The organism is Mesorhizobium sp. M2E.F.Ca.ET.219.01.1.1 (assembly GCF_004016445.2).
Lineage (GTDB): Bacteria > Pseudomonadota > Alphaproteobacteria > Rhizobiales > Rhizobiaceae > Mesorhizobium.
Window position 1 is genome coordinate 143,927 of record NZ_SADT02000008.1, and the last position, 19,046, is coordinate 162,972.

The following is a 19,046-nucleotide window of genomic DNA, read 5'->3' on the forward strand; positions in this document are numbered from 1 at the left end:
TAGCGCTTGAGTCAAACTGCAATTCCGGCATTTCGACAAAATCGGCAATCATGCGCAACCGTCCCAGGTCAAAATTATCTGGAGTGCAACCGCGGAAATACGATGTCTTGGTCGACGAGAATGTTGAACCTGTAACCCGGCCGAACTTGGAGCGTCGGCTGCACGTCCATGTTCCGCTGGATGGTCCGGTCGGCGACACGCCCGAAGGTTTCCGCAAAGTTCCGCCTTGCCGCGTCGGATGCCGTGTCCTGCGCCGCGAGCGTCGAACTCTCCGGAACGGCCATGTCGATTCCTGTCCCGATCACCGCAATCAGAATCGCCGATCCGAAGGTCTGGAGCCACTTGCGATCGACCTTGTCACGAAACCCGCCATAGCCTTGGGCGTCGGTTCCCGCCATGCCGCCGATCTGGATCGTCGATCCATCCGGGAAGATGATGTCGGTCCAGACCATGAGAACGCGACTCTGCCCGAATGACACCTTGCTATCGTAACGGCCAAATAGCTTTGTACCCTGAGGAATGAGAACGTAATGCCCCGTGGCGCTGTCGTAGACGTTCTGGGAGGCCTGTGCGGTGATGCGGCCGGGAAGATCGGAGTTGATACCAGTGATTAGGGTGGCCGGGATGACGGAACCACGTTTCAGCTCATAGGGAGATTGCTGCGGAATCACACGGCTTGGAAGGTAGCCGAGCTCCTTCAGATCTGTGTTGAAAAAGTCCTCCTTGCTACGCTGGCCATTGGGATCGACGTTGGCGTCGCCAAGCCCGGCGCGCATGGCCGCCGCGTAGAGGTCGGACGCCGGCCCGATTGTTGATGCATTGGAAGAGCCCGGACCGGCGCCATGAGCGACTGGCGAGCCGGGTTCGCTCTCCCGCCCCAGCTTGCCTCCGTCGACAGCGATCGGCGCATCATAGGCTGCATCACTGGCTTGCAACCGCGCCATCCGCTGGCGCTGACGCTCACGCAGATATTGCTCCTTCTGCTCGCGTTCCAAACGGGCTCGCCAGATTTCTTCGGGCTCCAGTTCCCGAGACCTACTCGCCTCCTCTAGGTGCAACGGCTGAGCCGACACGACGTCGGTTGCCGGCCCCGTCGGCTTATTTTCGACAGGCGTCGGTTGGAACGTGGTTTGCTGCGGCTCCCCGATGATGCCGTCCGAAACCCCGCGCTTGATCTGGTCGGCGAAAGTGGATGCCGGATTGCCGGACGTTTCAACGATGCCGGAATCCTTCCGAAAGTAGAGCCCGCGGGAGGTCAGCCCGTAGAGAATGACGGCAAGAAAGGCTACCACCAGTACGATGACGACGATGACCGGCAGCCGATTGAGCCGTCTCATGCCGGAGCCCTGTTCCGCCTCCGGCGTGCCGCCGAGCTTGAGGGATTGGACCATGGCAGCGCCTCCCTAGCCTCGCTTCATGACCGAGAGCGCACTGGAGGGCTGCGCACCGCTGGGCTTCACCGTGTAGGCGCGGCCTAGTTCAAGCTCGTCCGTTGATAGGTGGGCGAGGACTTGGCCGTCATACGGCACGATCTGATAGACGAGCGGGACGGTTCGCGCGCCCTTCTCGGTTTTCTGATCGGTTATGATGGCGTAGCCCCAACTGCGCAGGGAAGATTCGAGCGCCTGTCCGAAGGGCGAACCGTCCTGCTTGAGGTAGACCGTCGCCTTTCCGGGCCCAACTTGTTCGGCCAGCCGGCTAACCATGTCGCCGGCGATCGCGCTTGCAGCCGGTCCAGAAATCTCGGCCGGGGCATCGCTAGCGCCAAGACCATCCGTTCCGGCTGACTGGCACCCGGAAAGAAGAACAGTGAGCAGCGCGGCGGCGGCGATGGTGCGGATGGGGCGAGCTGCCATCACCGCCCTCCCCGCCGGATCGTCACCTTTTCCTGACGCCAGCCGACGCCGGAGACGAGAACCGCGCGGTCGACATGATAGTCGACCACCATCATGTCGCCCTTCATTCTGTAGTTGACGATCCTGTTCTGCCCGCCCGAGATCACGAAGAGAACCGGCGCGTCCTGTCCGGAGATTGAGCGCGGGAACTGGATGTAGGTCTTTTGCCCGTCCGAATAGACCCGGGTAGGCCGCCAGCCGGCGTTGCCCGACACAGAATAGGAGAAGTTGAGCTGTTCGGCCGGCACGCCGGCACCGGGGATCGTGCTTGCCTCGATGCGCGCATTGATGTCGGCGAGTTTGTCCGACACGTCGTCCGGATACTCGAAGCCAACTCGAGCCATGTACTCGGTCTGGTGCGATTTGAGCTGGAAGTGATAGGTCCGCCGCGAGGTCGTCACCACCATCGATGTCACCAGGCCCGGCTCGGAAGGCTTGACGACCAGATGGATGGACTGGCCGCCGGCAGCGCCCGACGTCGCCGGCTCAACCTTCCAGCGAACGGTGTCGCCGACGAGGACGTCACGCACGACCTCCCCCTGCTGAAGCTCGATGTCGCAAACCTGGAGCGGTGAGCAGACCACGGATGGCTGGACCTCGCCGTAGAGGAAGATGACCTTTCCGTCGGCGCCCTTGGTCACGAGCCCGCGGCTGCCGCGCCACTGGCCCGAGATCCCGATGCCTTTCGCCTCATTGGCCGAGACGACATCGGCAAAAGACGCGGTCAGGATCGAAGATGCGGCGGTGAACACGAACACGAACACCGAGATGGGCACGGCTTTGTATTTGAGGATCGGGGAAATCATAGGCGGGCGGGGCCTTTCAAAGCTGCGCGGTCCAGTCGAAATCGCTGAGATAAAGTCCGATCGGATTGAGGCGGATCACGCCCTCATCCTGAGGTGGCGTCACCGTGACGGTGGCGATGCCGCGAAACCGGCGCACGGCCGTCTCTCGGCCGCGGCGGTCGCGCTCGAACTCGGTCCAGTCGATCTGATAGCTCTGGTTCGAGAGCGCGACGACGTTGTTTACCTCGACCGCGATCGTGGCGTTCTTGGCCTTTTCGAACGGGGAGTTCGAGCGGAACCAGGCGTTGACTTTCTCCGTAGCCGGGTCGGAGGTGCGCAGCAGCGCATAGGTGCGGTCGATGTACTGCTTTTGCACGACCGCATCCGGCGTCACCGACCGGAAGTTTGAGACGAAGCCGCCAAGCGTGGCTCGCACGACCCGCGGATCCGCGTATTCGATCTGCTGCGGAAAGCCCGCGTTGACGGCGGTGCCGAGCTTGTCGACCTCGACGATGTAAGGGACCAGCTTGACCTGCGTGCTCTGGTAGATCGAGTAGCCAAAGCCCAAGACGGCCATCGCCATGCCGGTGATGCCGACGATGCGCCAGGCCGAAGCGGCCTTCACGTATGAGCCATAGCGTTCGTTCCATTCGTTGCGCGCAGCAAGATAGGGATTGTCGGGCGGGGTGCGTCCGGCCATGCTTCACCAGTTCTCGGTTACTTGTTCTCGTTGAGGGGCGGAGGCGTCGGAAGCTTCGCCGACATGCCGGGGCTACGCGCGTGGTCGAGCTTGGCGTTGGCGAGGCCGAGCAGCGAGCCGGCATAGGCGCCAGGCGAAGCGATCGCCTTTTCCTTGGCTGCGGATCCTGCCGCCCATCCGGCGTTTCCGATCCCTGACGCCATGCCACGGAGCGCGGCACCCGCCATAGACGAGCCCCCTGCCCTCGCCGCGCTTGCCGCCTGAGCGCCAGTCCTCGCAGCGCTTGCGCCCAGAAAGGCGCCGCCGGCAGCGAAGGTCGCTGTCTGCCCGCCGTGGCGGATCGCTTCCATGCCACCCGAGACCGATGCGCCCTGGACGACGCCCTGGATGATGTTTGGTACGTAGATAGCGATGATGAAGATCACAACGGCTATGCCGGCGATCGCAAGCGCCGTTTGAAATTGATTTCCGACTTCGGGCTCGTTAGCCAAACCGATCAGGACTTCCGAACCGATGCGCGCAATCATCACAAGCGCCATGAGTTTCATGCCGACAGAGAACGCATAGACGAGGTAACGGACAGCAAAATCCTTTGTGTAAGAGGATCCTCCGAGCCCGAGCATGATCATGCCGGCAAGCAGGCCGAGATACATTTCCACCATCACCGAGACGAAGATTGCCGCGACAAGGGAAAAACAGATGACGACGACGACCATGGCGAATGCCGCCGAGATCGCGAGCGCATTGTCGTCGAAGAGCCCGAACTGAATTTTCTCCGACATCTTCGTAGCGACGGCGAGACCGGCATTGAAGACGTCCGCGGGCGAGGCGGTGCCGCCGCCGGCGCCAATCTGGAACAGGCTGTCCACGACCGCCTTGGCGAAGGTGGGGCCTTGCGCCAACACGAAGGCGAAGAAGCCTACGAACATGACCCTCCGGACAAGCTCGGCAAACCAGCTGTCGAGAGAGGCGGCCTGAAGGGCAAGCCAGACAGCCGCAATGCCGATCTCGATGGAGGCAAGAATCCAGAACAGCGACTTGGCCGCATCCATGACGGTGGTCTCCCACCCTTTCGCGGCCGCGGTGATTTGGTTCTGCAGAGAGCTCAGTACTGACCCCTCCTGTGCGAGTGCCGGTTCTGCTGCCATCACAGCCATGGCGACAAACAGCATTGTTGTCCGCAAGGCGCGGCGTTGTTTCGGGTCGAGGGGGCTCACCATTCCACCTTCATCTTCTCGCCGCCCGAAGTGGGATATTCCTTCGCGGATCCGAAGAACTTCGCTCTGTTGCCCTGGGCGGTCTCTTCCTTGGAGATGAGGAACCATATGCCGGCACTGAAGAGCGTGACCACGATTGCGATCAGGGTCAGTTTGGTTTTCACCACTCCACCTTCATCTTTTCGCCGCCGGAGGTGGAAGGAGCGGTCGAGTTGAAGAATTTTTCGCGACGGGCCTGGGCGAGATCCTTCTGCGCCTGCTCGGACTGGTACCAGGTGCCCATCATGGTCATCTGTTGCGAGACGAGACCGCGCAGTTTCTGGAGCTGCGCGACTTCCTGCGCCGCGATCTGATGCCCGACCTGCAACGCCTTCATCTGGCCGTCTGCGCTCTCGGACATTGAGCGAAGCGAAGCCATGGTCGACTCCTCGCTGGAAAACTGCTCGGCCGTCAGGTTCGCTGCCTTCAGCGTGCCTCCGATCGTGTCCCGATTGGTGTCGGACCAGCTTTGGTAGATGGACGAGAAGGCCTCTCCGTTTGGCAGGTTGGTTTTCAGATCGGCGAAGCTCTGGAAGCGCTGCTTCAGCACGTCGTCGATATTGCCCATCGAGAAGGCGACGCCGTTCCCCTGCGCAACGATGCCCTGCAGGCGGTTGAGGTCGTTTTCGACCTGACCCCAAATGTGATCGGGCAACTGCGCCGTGTTCTGGAGCATGTTCTGATAGATGTTCAGCTGATTTTGGATCTGCTCGGCGAGTTGAGCGATCTGCTTGACCTGGTTTTCAACCTGCACCCCCGAGCTCTCGAGGAGCTTGACCAGTTCGGCATTGTTGGCGAGTTGCGTCCATTCGGTCGCTTGACCAGTTACGCCGCCGGCGAGAGCCAAATGAGGAGCGGCGAAGGACAGCATTGACACGGCGATGACGGCGCCGCGCGCCGCCTCAAGCCGCCGGGAAAAGCGAGTCGGCATGGGTTATCCCCCTCTGCTGGAGCCAGTGATGGGGCCAGTCGGCCCCATGTTCGAGATGAAGGGCGCGGATGCGCTTGAGGTCTTCCTTGCCCGATGCCCCGACGAAGGAGAGTGTGACCGGACCGAGGGCCATGTCGAACAGCCGACGGCCGTCCGGCGATGCGACGTAATATTCGCGCTTGGGCAGCGCAGTCGCGACGATCTCGATCTGGCGCTCATTGAAGCCAATACGCTCGTAGAACTCCCGCGTGCCGGGTTCACGCGCTGCGCCATTCGGCAGGCAGATCTTCGTGGGACAGCTCTCCTTCAGGACATCGATGATGCCGGAGCGCTCGGCATCGGATATCGATTGCGTGGCGAGCACGACGGCGCAGTTAGCCTTGCGTAGAACCTTCAGCCATTCGCGGATCTTGTCGCGGAAGGTCGGATGGCCCAGCATAAGCCAGGCTTCGTCGAGGATGATGAGGCTTGGACTGCCGGTCAGGCGCTTCTCGACCCTGCGGAAAAGATATGTCAGTACGGGGACGAGATTGCGCTCGCCCATGTTCATCAGCTCCTCGATCTCGAAGCACTGGAACGCGCCAAGTGCGAGACCGTCCTTCTCCGCGTCGAGAAGCTGCCCCATCGGCCCGTCGACGGTGTAGTGATGCAACGCGTCCTTGATCCCGCGCATCTGCACGCCGCTCACGAAGTCCGACAGCGAGCGGCCGCGCGATTCCGCCATGAGGCTGATCTGCCGTGAGATCGCGTTGCGATGATCCGGGGTCACGGTCACGCCTTGCAGCGCAACCAGTGTCTCGATCCACTCCGACGTCCAAGCGCGATCGCCATCCGTCGACAGCTCCGCGAGCGGACAGAAGGCGAGACCAGGCGATCTCCGCTCCCCCTCTCCGGACGCGTCGCCACCGATCTCGTAGTGATCCCCACCGATGGCCAAGGTCAGCGGCAGCATCGAGCGGCCTTTGTCGAAGGCGAAGACCTGCGCGTCTGGGTAGCGCCGGAATTGGGCCGCGATCAGTGAAAGCAGCGTCGACTTGCCCGAGCCGGTCGGACCGAAGACAAGTGTGTGGCCGACGTCGTCGACATGCAGGTTCAACCGGAATGGCGTCGAGCCGGTGGCGACTTGGCAGAGCGGCGGCGAACCCGGGGGATAGAACGGGCATGGCGCCACCGGATTTCCGGACCAGACGGAGTTCAGCGGCACCAGGTCGGCAAGGTTACGGGTGTTGATCAGGGGCTCGCGGATGTTCGCGTAGGACACCCCCGGCAGGCTGCCGAGAAAGGCATCGGTCGCATTGAGCGTCTCGATCCGCGCCCCAAAACCTTCCGCCTGGATGAGGCGCCGGACCGCCTCGCATTTCTCCTGAAGCCGCTCATTCCCGTCGTCAAAGAGCACGATGACCGGGGTGTAGTAGCCATAGGCGACGAGTTGGGAAGCGGCTTCGGCAATGGCGTCCTCACTCTCGGCCACCATGGACATTGCGTCCTGGTCGAGCGACCGGCTCTGCGTCTGGAAAAGCTGGTCAAAGAATGGGCGAACCTTCTGTTGCCACTTCTTTCGTGTGCGCTCCAGCTTGGCACGCGCTTCCTGCTCGTCGAGAAAGACGAAACGGCTCGACCAGCGATAGGTGATCGGCATCAGATCCAGCGCATTCAGGATACCGGGCCAGCTTTCGGCTGGCAGGCCGTCGATCGCGACGACACCGAGAAAGCGGTTCTCCACCTTTGGCGTCAGGCCGTGCTGGAGCTCGGCCGTTACCAGCCAGTCGAGATACATCGGAATATCCGGCAATCGGACCGGATGGTTCTCCCCGGTGATGCAGAAGCGGATGAACTGGAACAGCTCGTCGTAGCGCGCCATGCGATGGCCGCCGCGCTCCTCGGTCTCCCGGGTCACCATCCGACGTATCGAGACGACATTCGCAAGATACTGTTCGACCTCGCGGGTGGAGGTGCGGAACTTGTCGAGAATGGTGTCGGCGTAGGTCGCGGAGCGGCTCGCGCTGTCGGAGTAGACATAGCGCGTCAGGCCGGAGCGGCGCGGTTCAGGCGGCCGCCAGGTCAGGATCAAGGCATGCCGGCTCTCGAAATGCCCCCTCTCCCGCTCGAAATGAGCTCGTCGCTCAGCATCGATGGCGCGCGTCACCGGATCAGGGAAGTGGCAGGCTTCTTCAGAAGGATAGTCGGTCGTCGGCACGCGGACGGCCTCGACCTGGATCATCCACCCCGAGCCCAGCTTCGAGAGGATCGCATTTATCTGCCGGCTGACTTCGTTGCGCTCGGCATCCGTCGAGCTCTCGCTGTCCGGCCCAGCGAAATACCAGCCGGCCATGAGCGAGCCGTCCTTGAGCAGCATCACTCCATTGTCGACCAAGCCCGCATAGGGAATGAGATCGGCAAAGGCGGGGCCCGAGACCCTGAATTGCTTCAATGCGACCATGAGCGGACCTCAGTACCGCCGCCATGGCGTCGAGGTCGCGCGGTAGTAAGGTCTGAAGGAGATGTGGCGAAGATAGACCCGGCGCATCAGTGGATCGGACTGTGCCATCATGCGAAGTGCTGCCACCGCCACGAGCCAGATGGCGACGCCGAAGAGCGCTGCATACCAGGTGAGCACCACAAAGATCAGGATCACGGCCGCGAGGCCTGTAAGCAACACCAGCTCGCGATCGGCGCCCATCAGCAGGTTCGGGCGAGAGAGCGCGCGATGAATACGGGAGCGCACCAGGCTGGAGTCGGAATCACTCACGAGTCCCCTCCCCGATCGCTTGAAGGCTCGACGATTGTGCCGCGGTCGACCGTTTCAGCTCCTGGCCGTTCCTCGCCGATCGTCGCGCCAGTCGCGCCGAAGAGGCCCACGATCTGGGTGGCGCCAAGTAGGACACCGCCGACAAGGGCAATGTAGCAAAGCCGTCTCGCGAAATCGTTGAGTTCGCCGCCGAAGATGAGCATGCCGCCGGCGATTGCGACGGCGGCGAGCGCGATGAAGCCGGCCACCGGCCCGGTGATCGATTGCTGGATCTGCTGAAGCGGCGCTTCCCACGGCAACCCGCCGCCACCCGATGAGGCCAGCGCCGGACTCGCGAGCGCAAGCGAGGTCAGGACCAGCAGTCCGCAGGCCACACGAGTCCGGCGGTCACGCTGCATGGCTGTCCTCGTCAGGCTGGGCGTAATGTTCGGTCTGATAATGCGAGCCGTCGAATCCCTCGACGTGGATGATATCAAGGACGCGCCGCCCTCTTCCGGTCCTTTCGATCGAGACGATGAGATCGACTGCTTCACCGATGACCTCTCGCATCGACTGCTGGCTCGCCTCCGAGGTCAGTTGCTCAAGGCGCCTGAGCGCTGACATTGCCGTATTGGAATGAACGGTCGTGACTCCGCCGGGATGGCCGGTGTTCCAGGCTTTCAGGAGTGTGAGTGCTGCGCCATCGCGGACCTCGCCTACGATGATCCGGTCAGGGCGAAGCCGCATCGTGCTCTTCAGGAGGCGCGCCATATCGACCGTGTCGCTTGTATGCAGGCAGACGGCGTTCTCGGCCGCGCACCGGATCTCCGTTGTATCCTCGAGGATGACGACCCGGTCGTCGGGCGAATGCTGGACAATCTCGGCGATGACCGCATTGGCGAGCGTCGTCTTTCCGGAGCCCGTGCCGCCGGAGATGACGATGTTCAAGCGAGACGCGATTGCGTTGCGAAGCACAGACGCCTGCTTTTCGGTCATGACCCGCTTCGTGACATAGTCGTCGAGCGGGATAAGCCGAGAGGCACGCCGGCGAATTGTGAAGGCCGGCGCCGACACGACTGGCGGCAACAGTCCCTCGAAGCGGTGGCCGCCGATCGGCAGCTCGCCGGAGATGATTGGTTGCTCGTCATCTGCTTCGGACTGGAGAGCGTGCGCTACACTTCCGATGACGATCTCCGCGGCCGCCGGCGTCATCTCCCCGGCTGGTGCAACGCCCTGCCCGAGCCGTTCGATGAACAGCTTGCCGTCTGGATTCAGCATGATCTCGACAACCGTGGCGTCATCGAGTGCCAGGCACAGATGGTCGCCCAATGCATCCTGAAGCTTGCGGACAAGCCGCGAGTGCGATCGAAGAAGGGTCACCGATGGCCTCAAGCTGCCTGCCGCCGCGTGGCCTGAAACGCCGACCTGTAGCCTGGCGGACAAACCTGGATAAAACTCGCCCGGTCAGCCGGCAGTATCCCGGCGATGGCGATCGTGCTGCCGATGCGGCAGGGCTTTCCCAACCGCTTCATCGGCCAGCCGGCCCGATTGAGGATCCGTTCGAACCTGAGATCTGTCGCGGTGGCGATCTCCGTATATCCGTTCAGCATCGACCATTCGATGATGGCCGCGAACATGGTGAGCGTTGCCTGATGCAGCGGCCCTCCCCTGCCCTCGCTGAATGTGGTGTCGACACAAAAACGCGAGCTTTCGATCAATCTGGCATGCGCATTGAGACGGCCGACCGCGAGCAATTGCGGAAACGTCCGCTCCAGCATTGTGTCCCCAAGTGCGGGAAGCAGGCGCGCACCCCCTATGATGGCGCCGTCGTCCGATGTCACCACGATGTAAGTCGGATCGAGCAGGTCAAACTCGTCGGTTTCCCGGTTGTTGCGGACATGCACGTTCCACTCCAATCGGTCAGCAAATATGACCGCTCGCAGTCGACAATAGGCATCGATGAGTTCTCGGTCTCTCTTCCCCGAGCCATTGCGTATTGCGCGTGCCAGCATTCGCCGAAGCCCCTCACTGATTGCGATGAGGCTTCATTAATCACAGATGGCCACGCTGCTGGAGCTGTAGAATTCTACAGTCCCTGAGTCGGGTCTACGGAGGGGTTGGCGCGTCTCGAATTGGCGGAGGCCTCCAACTTCCAGGTGGTCTACCCCCGAGAATTAACGGGGGTGCTTGCGAAGGCTTTGAGAATGCAACGGCTTGGCTAAATACCGGAAACAAAAGGAGAAATCGGAATCCTGAGTCTGCCGGATCGGGAGTTCTTGGGAGTGGCGTTAACTACTTGTTAACTCTATTCTCCTTGCCAGGAGGGGGGAATCGGACATACTGGCGCCAAATTGGCCGGATCACCGCATTCTGGCGCTATTTTCTTCCCGGAGCCGGTCCGAATGAGTGCGCTTCCACCTTTCGAATTTGACGAAAAGATCCTGGCGCAAGGCGCCGAGATTTCCCGTAAACTCGACCAGCTGCGACTGGAGAAGTTTCCGCCAAACGCGAAGAAGACGCTGCGCCGCTTCCCCATGTCGGAGGTCGCACATTACCTCGGAATCAGCCCGAACAATCTCAAGCGTCTCCACCTCGAAGGGAAAGGCCCTGAGCCACTTATAGCGGCTGGCGGACGGCGCTTCTATACCGCCGAGCAGATGATCGAGCTGCGGCACTATCTCGACAAGAACGGTCGCTCTGACGCCAAGAAGTATGTCCCTTCCCGGAAGCCTGGCGAGAAGCTTCAAGTCATCGCAGTTGTGAACTTCAAAGGCGGCTCTGGAAAGACCACGACAGCTGCGCATCTCGCGCAGCATCTCGCACTTACCGGGCACCGGGTTTTGGCGATCGACCTCGATCCGCAAGCGTCCCTGTCGGCATTGCACGGGTTCCAACCAGAACTCGACGGCAATCCGTCGCTCTACGATGCAATCCGATATGATGAGAAGCGCCGATCCATAGCGGACGTGATTCTGCCCACAAACTTTCCCCTGCTCGACATCATTCCAGCCAATCTTGAATTGCAGGAGTACGAGTTCGACACGCCCCTCTCCATGCAGAGTTCGAACGAAGGCAAGAGGTTCTACAGCCGGCTTGGGCGGTCACTAGAAGAAGTGGATGACCGGTTCGATGTCGTTGTCATCGACTGCCCGCCGCAGCTCGGCTTCCTGACTTTGACGGCGCTCACCGCGTCCACATCGGTCCTCGTTACGGTGCATCCGCAGATGCTGGACCTGATGTCGATGAGCCAATTCCTGCTCATGCTGGGCAATTTCGTCGCCTCCATCCGTGAGAAAGGTGCGCCAGTAAAGATCGACTGGCTCCGCTACTTGATCACTCGCTTTGAGCCGACTGATGTCCCCCAGACGCAGATGCTGGGGTTCATGCAATCCATCCTGGCCGAGGAGATCCTGAAGAGTCCCATGGTCAAGTCGACAGCAATTTCCGACGCCGGCTTGACCAAGCAAACGCTGTACGAAGTCGAGCGTGCGAACTTCAATCGCGACACCTACGACCGTGCGATTGAAGCGCTGGATGCAGTAAATTTCGAAATACAAGGTCTGGTTCATAAGGCTTGGGGCCGGCTGTGATGTTGACTGCCGTCAAAACGGTCAAAAATTACGGTGTTTTCAACAGCATAAGAGATCTTTGAGACCGCGCGATGGCTCGTAAAAACCCCTTCGCTAACATTCTGGAAGGCGACGAGAGACCCGTCGAGCGTTCGGTCGTCGAATATGCGGCGAGGGGCGCGTCTCGATCGATTCTAAGCACGCTGGACGAAATGGCGTCGCGCGCGGACAAGCTCGCCTCGGGAGAGACCATTGTCGAGCTCGAGCCTGACGTGGTCGATGTCTCCTTCGTCCGCGACAGGCGTGCCGACAATGAACAGGAGTTCAGCGAGCTCCTCGAGGCAATTCGAGAGAACGGCCAGAATTCCCCTATCCTGGTCAGACCGCATCCAAAGGCAACCGGGCGCTACATGGTTGTTTTTGGACACCGGCGCGTTCAGGTCGCCAAGGCGCTTGGTCGAAAGGTGCGAGCCGTCATCAAGCAGATGGAGGATCGTGAACACGTCCTCACGCTCGGGCAAGAGAACTCGGCTCGCGCTAACGTGCCTTTCGTCGAACGCGCGCTCTTTGCCGCGGATCTGGCTCGGCTCCGCTACGACGAGGACAATGCAACCATCCTCAAGGCGCTTTCGATCGACCGCACGACCCTGTCGAAGATGCTGTCGGTGGCAGCCCTCCCCGCAGACATTCTCGCGGCGATTGGCGAGGCCAAGGGTATTGGTCGCGATCGCTGGTATGAGCTCAAGCTGCTCATGGACAAGCCATCGAACCACGATATTGCTTCAGAGGTGGTCAATGAGGATGGCTTTTCGGCCCTTCCGAGCGATGCTCGCTTCGATCTTCTCGTGCGGCGGCTGAAAACAGCCTCTTCTCGAAAGCGCACCCAGTCCGGCCCGCAAAAGCGAAGCTGGGCGCCGAAGGGGGGATCCCTTTCGGCTGACATAACCACAGACGCGAAACGCTTCACTTTGGCGATCAAGGCCAAGAGCTCCGAAGCGCGTGCGTTTGGCGACTATTTGTCGGAGAACCTTGATCGTCTCTACGAGACGTTTCGGCGGGATTCGACGCAACCGAGAGAGGAACCGTAACCGCAAAGGAAAAAGGCCCCCGAAACGAGTTCCGGAAGCCCTTCTCAAGATTGAACACCTAGAGAATCGCATTTCCCGGAATCACAGTCAAGAGTCCCGTGAGGGGCAAACGCCGTTTTCGGCGGGCCTAATTCTTTTGCCTAGCGATAGGTGAAGGAAGATGGGGACGCATATTGCAACGACGCCCTTTGGGCGGCGGCCGATGACACTTGGCCTGATTTCAAGCCAGGTTTCGGCGAAGATTGTAGATCAAGACGCTAAGGTCTCGAAGTGGCAGGTTTTCCGCGACATACGCGAGGCTAAGGAAGCGCTTGGGGCAACGGATCGCGCTCTGGCCGTCCTCAACGCCTTGCTGACGTTCCATCGCGGCGAGGAACTGGCTGGAGACGAGAACCTGGTCGTCTTTCCGTCGAATGAGCAGCTCATCCGTCGCGCCAACGGCATGCCGGCAACCACGCTGCGGCGTCATATCGCCGTCCTGGTGGATTGCGGCCTGATCATCCGCCGCGACAGCCCGAACGGCAAGCGTTTCGCCAGGAAGGGGCAGAGCGGTGCAATCGAGCAGGCTTACGGCTTCGATCTGTCGCCGATCTTGACGCGCGCCGAAGAGTTTAGGGAACTCGCGGAGGCAGTTGCGATCGAGCGCAAGGCGTTCCGCCGGGTCAAGGAGAGGCTGACCATCTGTCGGCGCGACGTGGTCAAGCTGATTGACGTTGGCATCAACGAGAGCGTTCCCGGCAACTGGAGCAGCTTTCAGCGTCGCTACGAAGCGATCATAGGGGGGCTCCCGCGCACGGCGCCGCGGCAGGTTCTGGAGACCATAGCAGGGGAACTCGAAGACCTCTGGGCCGACGTGCATCAGACATTGGAATTGTTCGTAGAATCGCAGAATCCGGACGCCAATGAGTCCCGTTCTGGACGCCACATACAAATTTCAAACCCAAATCATAATCCTACCGGTGAATCTGAAAATAGCTCAGGAAATAACATTGAAGCCGGCCGCGACGCCGAGCATAACGACAACGTGCGCAGCCTGCCACAACGGGATGTGCCCTTGGGAATGGTGCTGAGCGCCTGCCCTGACATCGCCAACTACACGAAGGGGACGCAAATCCGGACCTGGCGAGACTTTGCAGCGGCCGCCGACAGGGCGCGGCCAACGATCGGGGTCAGCCCAGGCGCCTGGCAGGAGGCGGTAGAGGTCATGGGCTCCCAAAATGCGTCGATTACCCTGGCTGCGATTCTGCAACGGGCCGAACATATTCGTAGTTGCGGCGGCTATCTGCGGGATCTCACAGAGAAGGCGCGGGCGCAGAAATTCTCGGTGTGGCCCATGATCACCGCGTTGCTCAATGCCAGGGTCGGGGCGCTTGAGAAGGCTGCTGCCGGGAAAGGGGCGGAGGAACCTCCGATAGGCCAAGGGAGCGGGGTGAATGCCGTGGGCAGCTCGCTGGATATCAGCGATGCACTGCGCGACAGCATGAAGAAAAAGGGCTGGTAGCCATGTCCCGATCATTTCGCCCTGTATCGGCCAGCGTGGCTGTGCTGGCAATGAGATCGGATCGGCGCGCGATCGATACGTTGGCTGCCCGTCTGTCATTGACTTTCGCCCTCTCCCGCTCAATTTGGTAACCCATTGGGTTATATGGACTGCATGCAGACAGTTGCCGAGACACCACTGTTCATCAAGCAGGCAGCTGAGCTGTTCAATGAGGGGATGAGTGAAATGACGAAATTAGGCGCCGATCTGGTCCAGGCGATGTCGGAAGCTTTGGCTCATGCGCAAGGCAAGGACGTTCGCGGCATCAAGGTGCACAGTGTGGAAGTTGGCGGCGCGGATGCAAAAGCGATCCGCATGAGGCTCGACCTGACCCAGGACGAGATGGCAACCGTGCTGGGGACCAGCCCGTCCGGCTACAAGAAATGGGAGCAGGGGAAAAGGCAGCCGAGCGGCGCCGCGCGCACCTTGCTTCGCATCATGGAGAAAGAGCCTGAGGCCGTGTTGCGAGCCCTGTTGTCCGAGAGGGAGACGGCCAAAGAACCTGCCGGTGCATCGCATTGAGCAGGGGAGGGGGCTTTTCTATAATCCCGACGCCTTGGTGAGATTGACCCGGAAACGATCGCGCCTCCGCTGGTATTTGCGGGTCATTTCCGCGCTCGCGTGGCCGAGCTGTTTCTGGACATAGCGTTCGTCGACCTCGGCCGAGGAGGCCAAGCCGGCCCGGAGCGAATGGCCGGCAAACATCATGCCGCGTTCGCCCTCGGGCAGGTCGCCGCGCACACCGGCCGCCAGCGCGGTCCGCTTGACGAGCCGGGCGACCTCCTGGTCGTTAAGCCGCTCGGACCCGACCGCCTTGCCTTGACCGGTCACGCGGCGGAATAGCGGTCCGTGTGCGATGCGCGCGAGCTTGAGCCAGGTCTCCAGCGCCACCACGGGGCAGGTTAGATCGGACGACCCACGGCCGATCTCGACCTCCCGCCAGCCCGTCTTGCCGCGTAGGGTTATCAGGAGGCCCTTCTCTAGGATCTCGATCCAGCCGCGGCCATCTTCGGTCTGGTCGCGGCCGACATCCAGCGCCACGATCTCGGAGCGACGAAGAGCGCCGGCAAAGCCGATGAGCAGCATGGCGCGGTCGCGCAAGCCGCGTAAGCTTCCGCGGTCGAGTGTTTCCAGCATGTCAATCAGATCCTCCGGCAGGATCGCCTCCTTCTGCCGAGGCGGGGCTGCGTGTTTGTTGCGAATGCCGGCCATCACGGTTGCTATGTGGCGGTCCTTGCGGTCCAGCGGCCGGCCGCGCTGGGCGTAATTCCAGGCCAGCGAGGAGAGCCGGCGTTCGATCGTCGACACCGAGCTCGGCTTCTTGTCGCCGGTCGCCGTGCCCGAGGCTTGAGCCGTGATGTAGAGGCCGACCACCTGTGGATCGGGCGGAAACATCTCGACGCCTTGCCGCCGGCACCAGCTGGAAAAATGCTTCCAGTCCGATGCATAGGCCCGCTGTGTGTTGGCCGAGCTCGCCGCCTCGACATAGTCGCGTGCGCGGCCGGCGAGGTCCTCCAGATGGCTGGGAAGGCGCTCGATGACACGCGTCGCTGCTGGAAGGGGAGGGGAGGGGACTGCCGGTGGCTCTTCTTCTGCGCGCCCCATCTCCACAACCATATCGATGATGTCGGGAAGGTCGTCCTCGTCAGGACTCATGAGACGCCTCCATTCTGTACACATTCAATGCGTACGTAGTTGCAATCGCGATCCGGCAGATGTATCTATGCTGTTCAAGTAACGTGGGAATCCAAGCGATGGCCCGGGCAGCCCTTGATGATACTGATCGGATGAACATCCGGGTAAGGCCGGAGGTGAAGGCGCGCCTCTTGCGCGCCGCAGCGCTTCGCCATACCGATCTCACCAGCTTCGTCACCCAATCCGCGCTGCGCGAAGCCGAAACCGTAATCGCCGAAGCTGACACCATAAAGGTATCCGAGCGGGATTTTGGCCGCATCCTTGAGCTTCTGGACAATCCTCCGAAGCCGAACGCGAAGTTGCGTGCGGCGGCGGCCGCGCTTCCGAAGACCCTGTGAGCCTTCCGCCCTGGCATGAGGAGGCGATCGCCCGGTCGCACGACCGGAAAGCCTTTGACTGTGGCGATGTCGAGATGAATGCCTTCCTGCAGCGGTTCGCACGGCAAGGGCATGAGCAGAACGCTGTGAAGTCGTTCTGTGCGGTTCCCGACGATGCACCGGAAAAAATCCTTGGCTTCTACAGTCTGGCTCCGGCCTCGGTCGAACACCACGCGGTTCCTCCCCCGATGACGAAGGGTCTGGCGCGACACGATGTGCCGGGCTTTCTGCTGGCGCGGCTTGCTGTCGACAAATCGGTGGCGGGCAGGGGGCTTGGTGGTCAGCTTCTGCTCGCCGCCGCGCTGCGCTGCATCCGCGTTACTGAGGAAGTCGGCGGTGTGCTGATGATCATCGACGCCAAAAGCAGTCGAGCCGCGAGCTGGTACGCGAGCTATGGCGCCGAGCCGCTGAATGACCGTCCAATGACGCTTGTCGTTCCGCTCAAGACTTTTGCCGAAACCTTGAAGGCCAGCGGGCACCTCTGAGGGCGCGCCGTTGGCCGACAGCCGCGCGGCCGAAACATCGTCATCCGCCCCCGTGCTGTGGGACGGTCCGGAGGCGCGCGCGGCGCTATTTTCGGGCTTCAGCTCGCTGAAAACGGCCATTTCCTCTATAAAGACGAAAACGAATGATAAGGCAATATTATCATTCGTTTTGTGTTGCCGACAAGCTGTGCGTTTATGGCCGAAATTGATGGTGTAAAGCGCACAGGCATTTTACCCTCGCAACCATGATTCGCCTCGATCCCGCGACCGCCAGTTCCGCGGCGCCGCCGACTGTCCCCTCCTGGGTGCTGGCCGGCGGCGGTGGGCCGAGCGACGCCGACGCCGCCTTCCAGGCCGGCGCCGCCTTGGGCGCGCTTGACACGCTTGCCCGGGCGCAGCCCGCCTGGGCCGGCGCCTGGCGCCAGCGCCTGGCGCTCAAATGCGCCGCCGCCAGCATGCGGCTCGCCGGCCGCGCCGAGGATGCAGCCGCCTTGCGCGACGCCTGGCAGCTTTGCCCCGCCGGCGCCGACCCCGGTCCCGCCGGCGCCATCCTTGGCGCCTGGCGGCAGCTGGCGCTGCAGCCGCCGGCGGTCAGCGCCGATCGGCTGGCAAAAGTGGCCGAGCTGCTCGGCCTCCATTGGGACGACGAGGCGCTCGCCGACCTCTGCATGCAGATCGAAGAAGTGACGGCCTCGCAGCGGCCGGCGCCATTCGCCGCCGCCGCGATCGCCGCCCACGTGGTCGCCATGCGGCCCGATGCTGAACTGTTCGCCTGGTGGTTGGCCGACCTAGTGCTGGCGCAAAGCCTGCGCTGGCCGCGGCCGCTGCCGCTGCTGATGGCGCAGGCCTTTGGCCCGGCCTTCCGCTTCGAGGCCGACGGCGGCAAGTGCATCCGAACTGGGCAAAAAGGTTTCGAGCGCGCGGTCTGCCTGGCGCTGGTTCAAGCGGCGACCGAGGCCTGCCGGCTGGCGGCCGAGCTGTCGCGCCGCGCCGAAAAGCTCTTGGCAGTGGCGCCAAAACTGCGCGCCAAGGGAGCCGGCGACGTGATTTTTTTGCTCCTGAATGAAGATGCCGTCCCGGGCTCGCTGACGACCAAGAACCTGTCACGTTTTGCGGCGCGACGCCTGTTCGAGCGCCTCCAGCAACTGGAGGGCGTGCGCGAGCTGTCGGGCCGCACCACCTTCCGGCTGTTTGGGCTCTAGCGATGAACCAAGCGTCCGCCCGCCGCAAGCCGAACGATCAGCCGGCGCTGCTGGACACCGAGCTCGAGCACCTGCCGCCGGAACTGCGCTGGCGCGAGTGGATGGGCCGCGTTGAAGCCGTGATCTTTGCCGCCAGCGAACCCGTGCCGCGCGAGGTGCTGACGCGCGTAGTCGGCAAGAACTGCAATCTGGATCTGGTCATCGACGACATCCGCGCGGAGCTCGCTGGCCGCCCTTATGAGCTGGTGTCGGTCGGCGGCGGCTGGCAGCACCGCACCAAAAAGGTTTTTGGCGATGTCATCCATGCTGCCTTCGGCACGGCCCCGGGGCAGGGGTCGAAAGAGCTGACGCAGTCGGAGGCGCTTGTCCTGATGTGCATCGCCTATTTCCAGCCGATCACCCGCGGCGAGCTGTCTTCCTTCTTCGGCAAGGAGATTTCGCGCGATCTGATCGGCGTGCTGCGCGGGCAGGATCTGATCGCCTCGGGGCCGCGCAGCCCACAGCCGGGCGCGCCCTACACCTATGTGACGACCAAAAACTTCCTGTCGCAGTTCGGGCTCGACACGCTGCGCCAGCTGCCGGATTTCGAGGCGCTCGAGGACGCCGGGCTGTTGTCGAAGAAGAAGCTGCTGGCCGGCGACATCATGCCCGAGTTTTCAGATCGGGATGAGGATCGGGCTGGGTAAGGATGGCGCGCGAAGCGCCTTTGCGGTGGGTATCTCGACGGTCCACCGGAGATCACCTCGAGCGTCCAGCGCGACGGAGGGCTAAAAGTTCACTGTCCACGACCGCTGC

The 19,046-nt window shown here is 62.0% G+C and carries 21 protein-coding genes; 8 read left to right on the top strand and 13 right to left on the bottom strand.

From position 1 onward, the window contains the following. Positions 1 to 74: 74 nt before the first annotated feature. From trbI to traI, 12 genes are read right to left on the bottom strand one after another with little or no spacing between them, the layout of a single operon-like run. Complete coding sequence (trbI, locus tag EN862_RS31760) at positions 75 to 1,391, bottom strand: IncP-type conjugal transfer protein TrbI (RefSeq protein ID WP_127868229.1); 1,317 nt, start codon at positions 1,389 to 1,391, stop codon at positions 75 to 77. Positions 1,392 to 1,403: 12 nt separating this feature from the next. After that, on the bottom strand, positions 1,404 to 1,856 hold the full coding sequence (gene trbH / locus EN862_RS31765) for a conjugal transfer protein TrbH (protein ID WP_127868230.1): 453 nt from the start codon (positions 1,854 to 1,856) through the stop codon (positions 1,404 to 1,406). Continuing rightward, positions 1,856 to 2,701 carry a P-type conjugative transfer protein TrbG gene (gene trbG, locus EN862_RS31770; protein ID WP_189401882.1) on the bottom strand — a complete coding sequence of 282 codons (846 nt, stop codon included), beginning with the start codon at positions 2,699 to 2,701 and terminating at the stop codon, positions 1,856 to 1,858. Before trbG ends, trbH begins: the two co-directional genes overlap by 1 nt. Before the next feature lie 16 nt (positions 2,702 to 2,717). Further along, positions 2,718 to 3,380 (bottom strand): conjugal transfer protein TrbF, encoded by a 663-nt coding sequence (locus tag EN862_RS31775; protein WP_127868231.1) that lies wholly within the window; start codon positions 3,378 to 3,380, stop codon positions 2,718 to 2,720. Positions 3,381 to 3,397: 17 nt separating this feature from the next. After that, complete coding sequence (trbL, locus tag EN862_RS31780; protein ID WP_127868232.1) at positions 3,398 to 4,600, bottom strand: P-type conjugative transfer protein TrbL; 1,203 nt, start codon at positions 4,598 to 4,600, stop codon at positions 3,398 to 3,400. Next, complete coding sequence (locus EN862_RS31785; RefSeq protein ID WP_348632098.1) at positions 4,594 to 4,761, bottom strand: entry exclusion protein TrbK; 168 nt, start codon at positions 4,759 to 4,761, stop codon at positions 4,594 to 4,596. The genes trbL and EN862_RS31785 overlap by 7 nt, the downstream gene beginning before the upstream one ends. After that, positions 4,758 to 5,507 carry a P-type conjugative transfer protein TrbJ gene (gene trbJ, locus EN862_RS31790; RefSeq protein ID WP_245519768.1) on the bottom strand — a complete coding sequence of 250 codons (750 nt, stop codon included), beginning with the start codon at positions 5,505 to 5,507 and terminating at the stop codon, positions 4,758 to 4,760. Before trbJ ends, EN862_RS31785 begins: the two co-directional genes overlap by 4 nt. A gap of 31 nt (positions 5,508 to 5,538) precedes the next feature. Next, complete coding sequence (locus EN862_RS31795) at positions 5,539 to 8,007, bottom strand: conjugal transfer protein TrbE (protein WP_127868235.1); 2,469 nt, start codon at positions 8,005 to 8,007, stop codon at positions 5,539 to 5,541. Between the two features lie 9 nt (positions 8,008 to 8,016). Beyond that, positions 8,017 to 8,316: a conjugal transfer protein TrbD gene (locus tag EN862_RS31800; RefSeq protein WP_127868236.1), complete on the bottom strand. Its 300-nt coding sequence runs from the start codon at positions 8,314 to 8,316 to the stop codon at positions 8,017 to 8,019. Continuing rightward, complete coding sequence (locus EN862_RS31805) at positions 8,313 to 8,714, bottom strand: TrbC/VirB2 family protein (RefSeq protein WP_245519769.1); 402 nt, start codon at positions 8,712 to 8,714, stop codon at positions 8,313 to 8,315. The genes EN862_RS31800 and EN862_RS31805 overlap by 4 nt, the downstream gene beginning before the upstream one ends. Continuing rightward, positions 8,704 to 9,675, bottom strand: a complete 972-nt coding sequence (trbB, locus tag EN862_RS31810) for a P-type conjugative transfer ATPase TrbB (protein ID WP_127868237.1) — start codon at positions 9,673 to 9,675, stop codon at positions 8,704 to 8,706. Before trbB ends, EN862_RS31805 begins: the two co-directional genes overlap by 11 nt. Before the next feature lie 8 nt (positions 9,676 to 9,683). Then, the gene (gene traI, locus EN862_RS31815; protein ID WP_127868238.1) at positions 9,684 to 10,307 is read right to left on the bottom strand and encodes an acyl-homoserine-lactone synthase TraI; all 624 of its coding nucleotides are present in this window, start codon (positions 10,305 to 10,307) and stop codon (positions 9,684 to 9,686) included. 390 nt (positions 10,308 to 10,697) lie between these two features. Between traI and repA the strand changes: the two genes are divergently transcribed. From repA to EN862_RS31835, 4 genes are all read left to right on the top strand, one after another. Beyond that, positions 10,698 to 11,885, top strand: coding sequence for a plasmid partitioning protein RepA (repA, locus tag EN862_RS31820; protein ID WP_127868239.1), 1,188 nt, complete (start codon positions 10,698 to 10,700; stop codon positions 11,883 to 11,885). 71 nt (positions 11,886 to 11,956) lie between these two features. Then, entirely contained in the window at positions 11,957 to 12,952 is a 996-nt protein-coding gene (gene repB / locus EN862_RS31825) for a plasmid partitioning protein RepB (protein WP_127868240.1), read from the top strand. A 160-nt stretch (positions 12,953 to 13,112) separates the two neighbouring features. Beyond that, positions 13,113 to 14,453 (top strand): plasmid replication protein RepC, encoded by a 1,341-nt coding sequence (gene repC, locus EN862_RS31830; RefSeq protein WP_127868241.1) that lies wholly within the window; start codon positions 13,113 to 13,115, stop codon positions 14,451 to 14,453. A gap of 153 nt (positions 14,454 to 14,606) precedes the next feature. Next, the gene (locus tag EN862_RS31835; RefSeq protein WP_245519770.1) at positions 14,607 to 15,014 is read left to right on the top strand and encodes a helix-turn-helix domain-containing protein; all 408 of its coding nucleotides are present in this window, start codon (positions 14,607 to 14,609) and stop codon (positions 15,012 to 15,014) included. Positions 15,015 to 15,032: 18 nt separating this feature from the next. Here EN862_RS31835 and EN862_RS31840 read toward each other — a convergent pair whose 3' ends face one another. After that, positions 15,033 to 16,148, bottom strand: a complete 1,116-nt coding sequence (locus tag EN862_RS31840; RefSeq protein ID WP_245519771.1) for a site-specific integrase — start codon at positions 16,146 to 16,148, stop codon at positions 15,033 to 15,035. Positions 16,149 to 16,246: 98 nt separating this feature from the next. Between EN862_RS31840 and EN862_RS31845 the strand changes: the two genes are divergently transcribed. From EN862_RS31845 to EN862_RS31860, 4 genes are all read left to right on the top strand, one after another. Continuing rightward, on the top strand, positions 16,247 to 16,525 hold the full coding sequence (locus EN862_RS31845; RefSeq protein ID WP_127228078.1) for a DUF1778 domain-containing protein: 279 nt from the start codon (positions 16,247 to 16,249) through the stop codon (positions 16,523 to 16,525). Then, positions 16,522 to 17,049 carry a GNAT family N-acetyltransferase gene (locus tag EN862_RS31850; RefSeq protein WP_127228077.1) on the top strand — a complete coding sequence of 176 codons (528 nt, stop codon included), beginning with the start codon at positions 16,522 to 16,524 and terminating at the stop codon, positions 17,047 to 17,049. Before EN862_RS31845 ends, EN862_RS31850 begins: the two co-directional genes overlap by 4 nt. 245 nt (positions 17,050 to 17,294) lie before the next feature. Further along, a complete protein-coding gene (locus tag EN862_RS31855; protein ID WP_127868243.1) occupies positions 17,295 to 18,251 on the top strand; it encodes a DUF1403 family protein in 957 nt (318 codons plus the stop codon). Between the two features lie 2 nt (positions 18,252 to 18,253). Beyond that, positions 18,254 to 18,937, top strand: a complete 684-nt coding sequence (locus EN862_RS31860; RefSeq protein ID WP_127868244.1) for an SMC-Scp complex subunit ScpB — start codon at positions 18,254 to 18,256, stop codon at positions 18,935 to 18,937. The last annotated feature ends 109 nt before the right edge of the window (positions 18,938 to 19,046 follow it).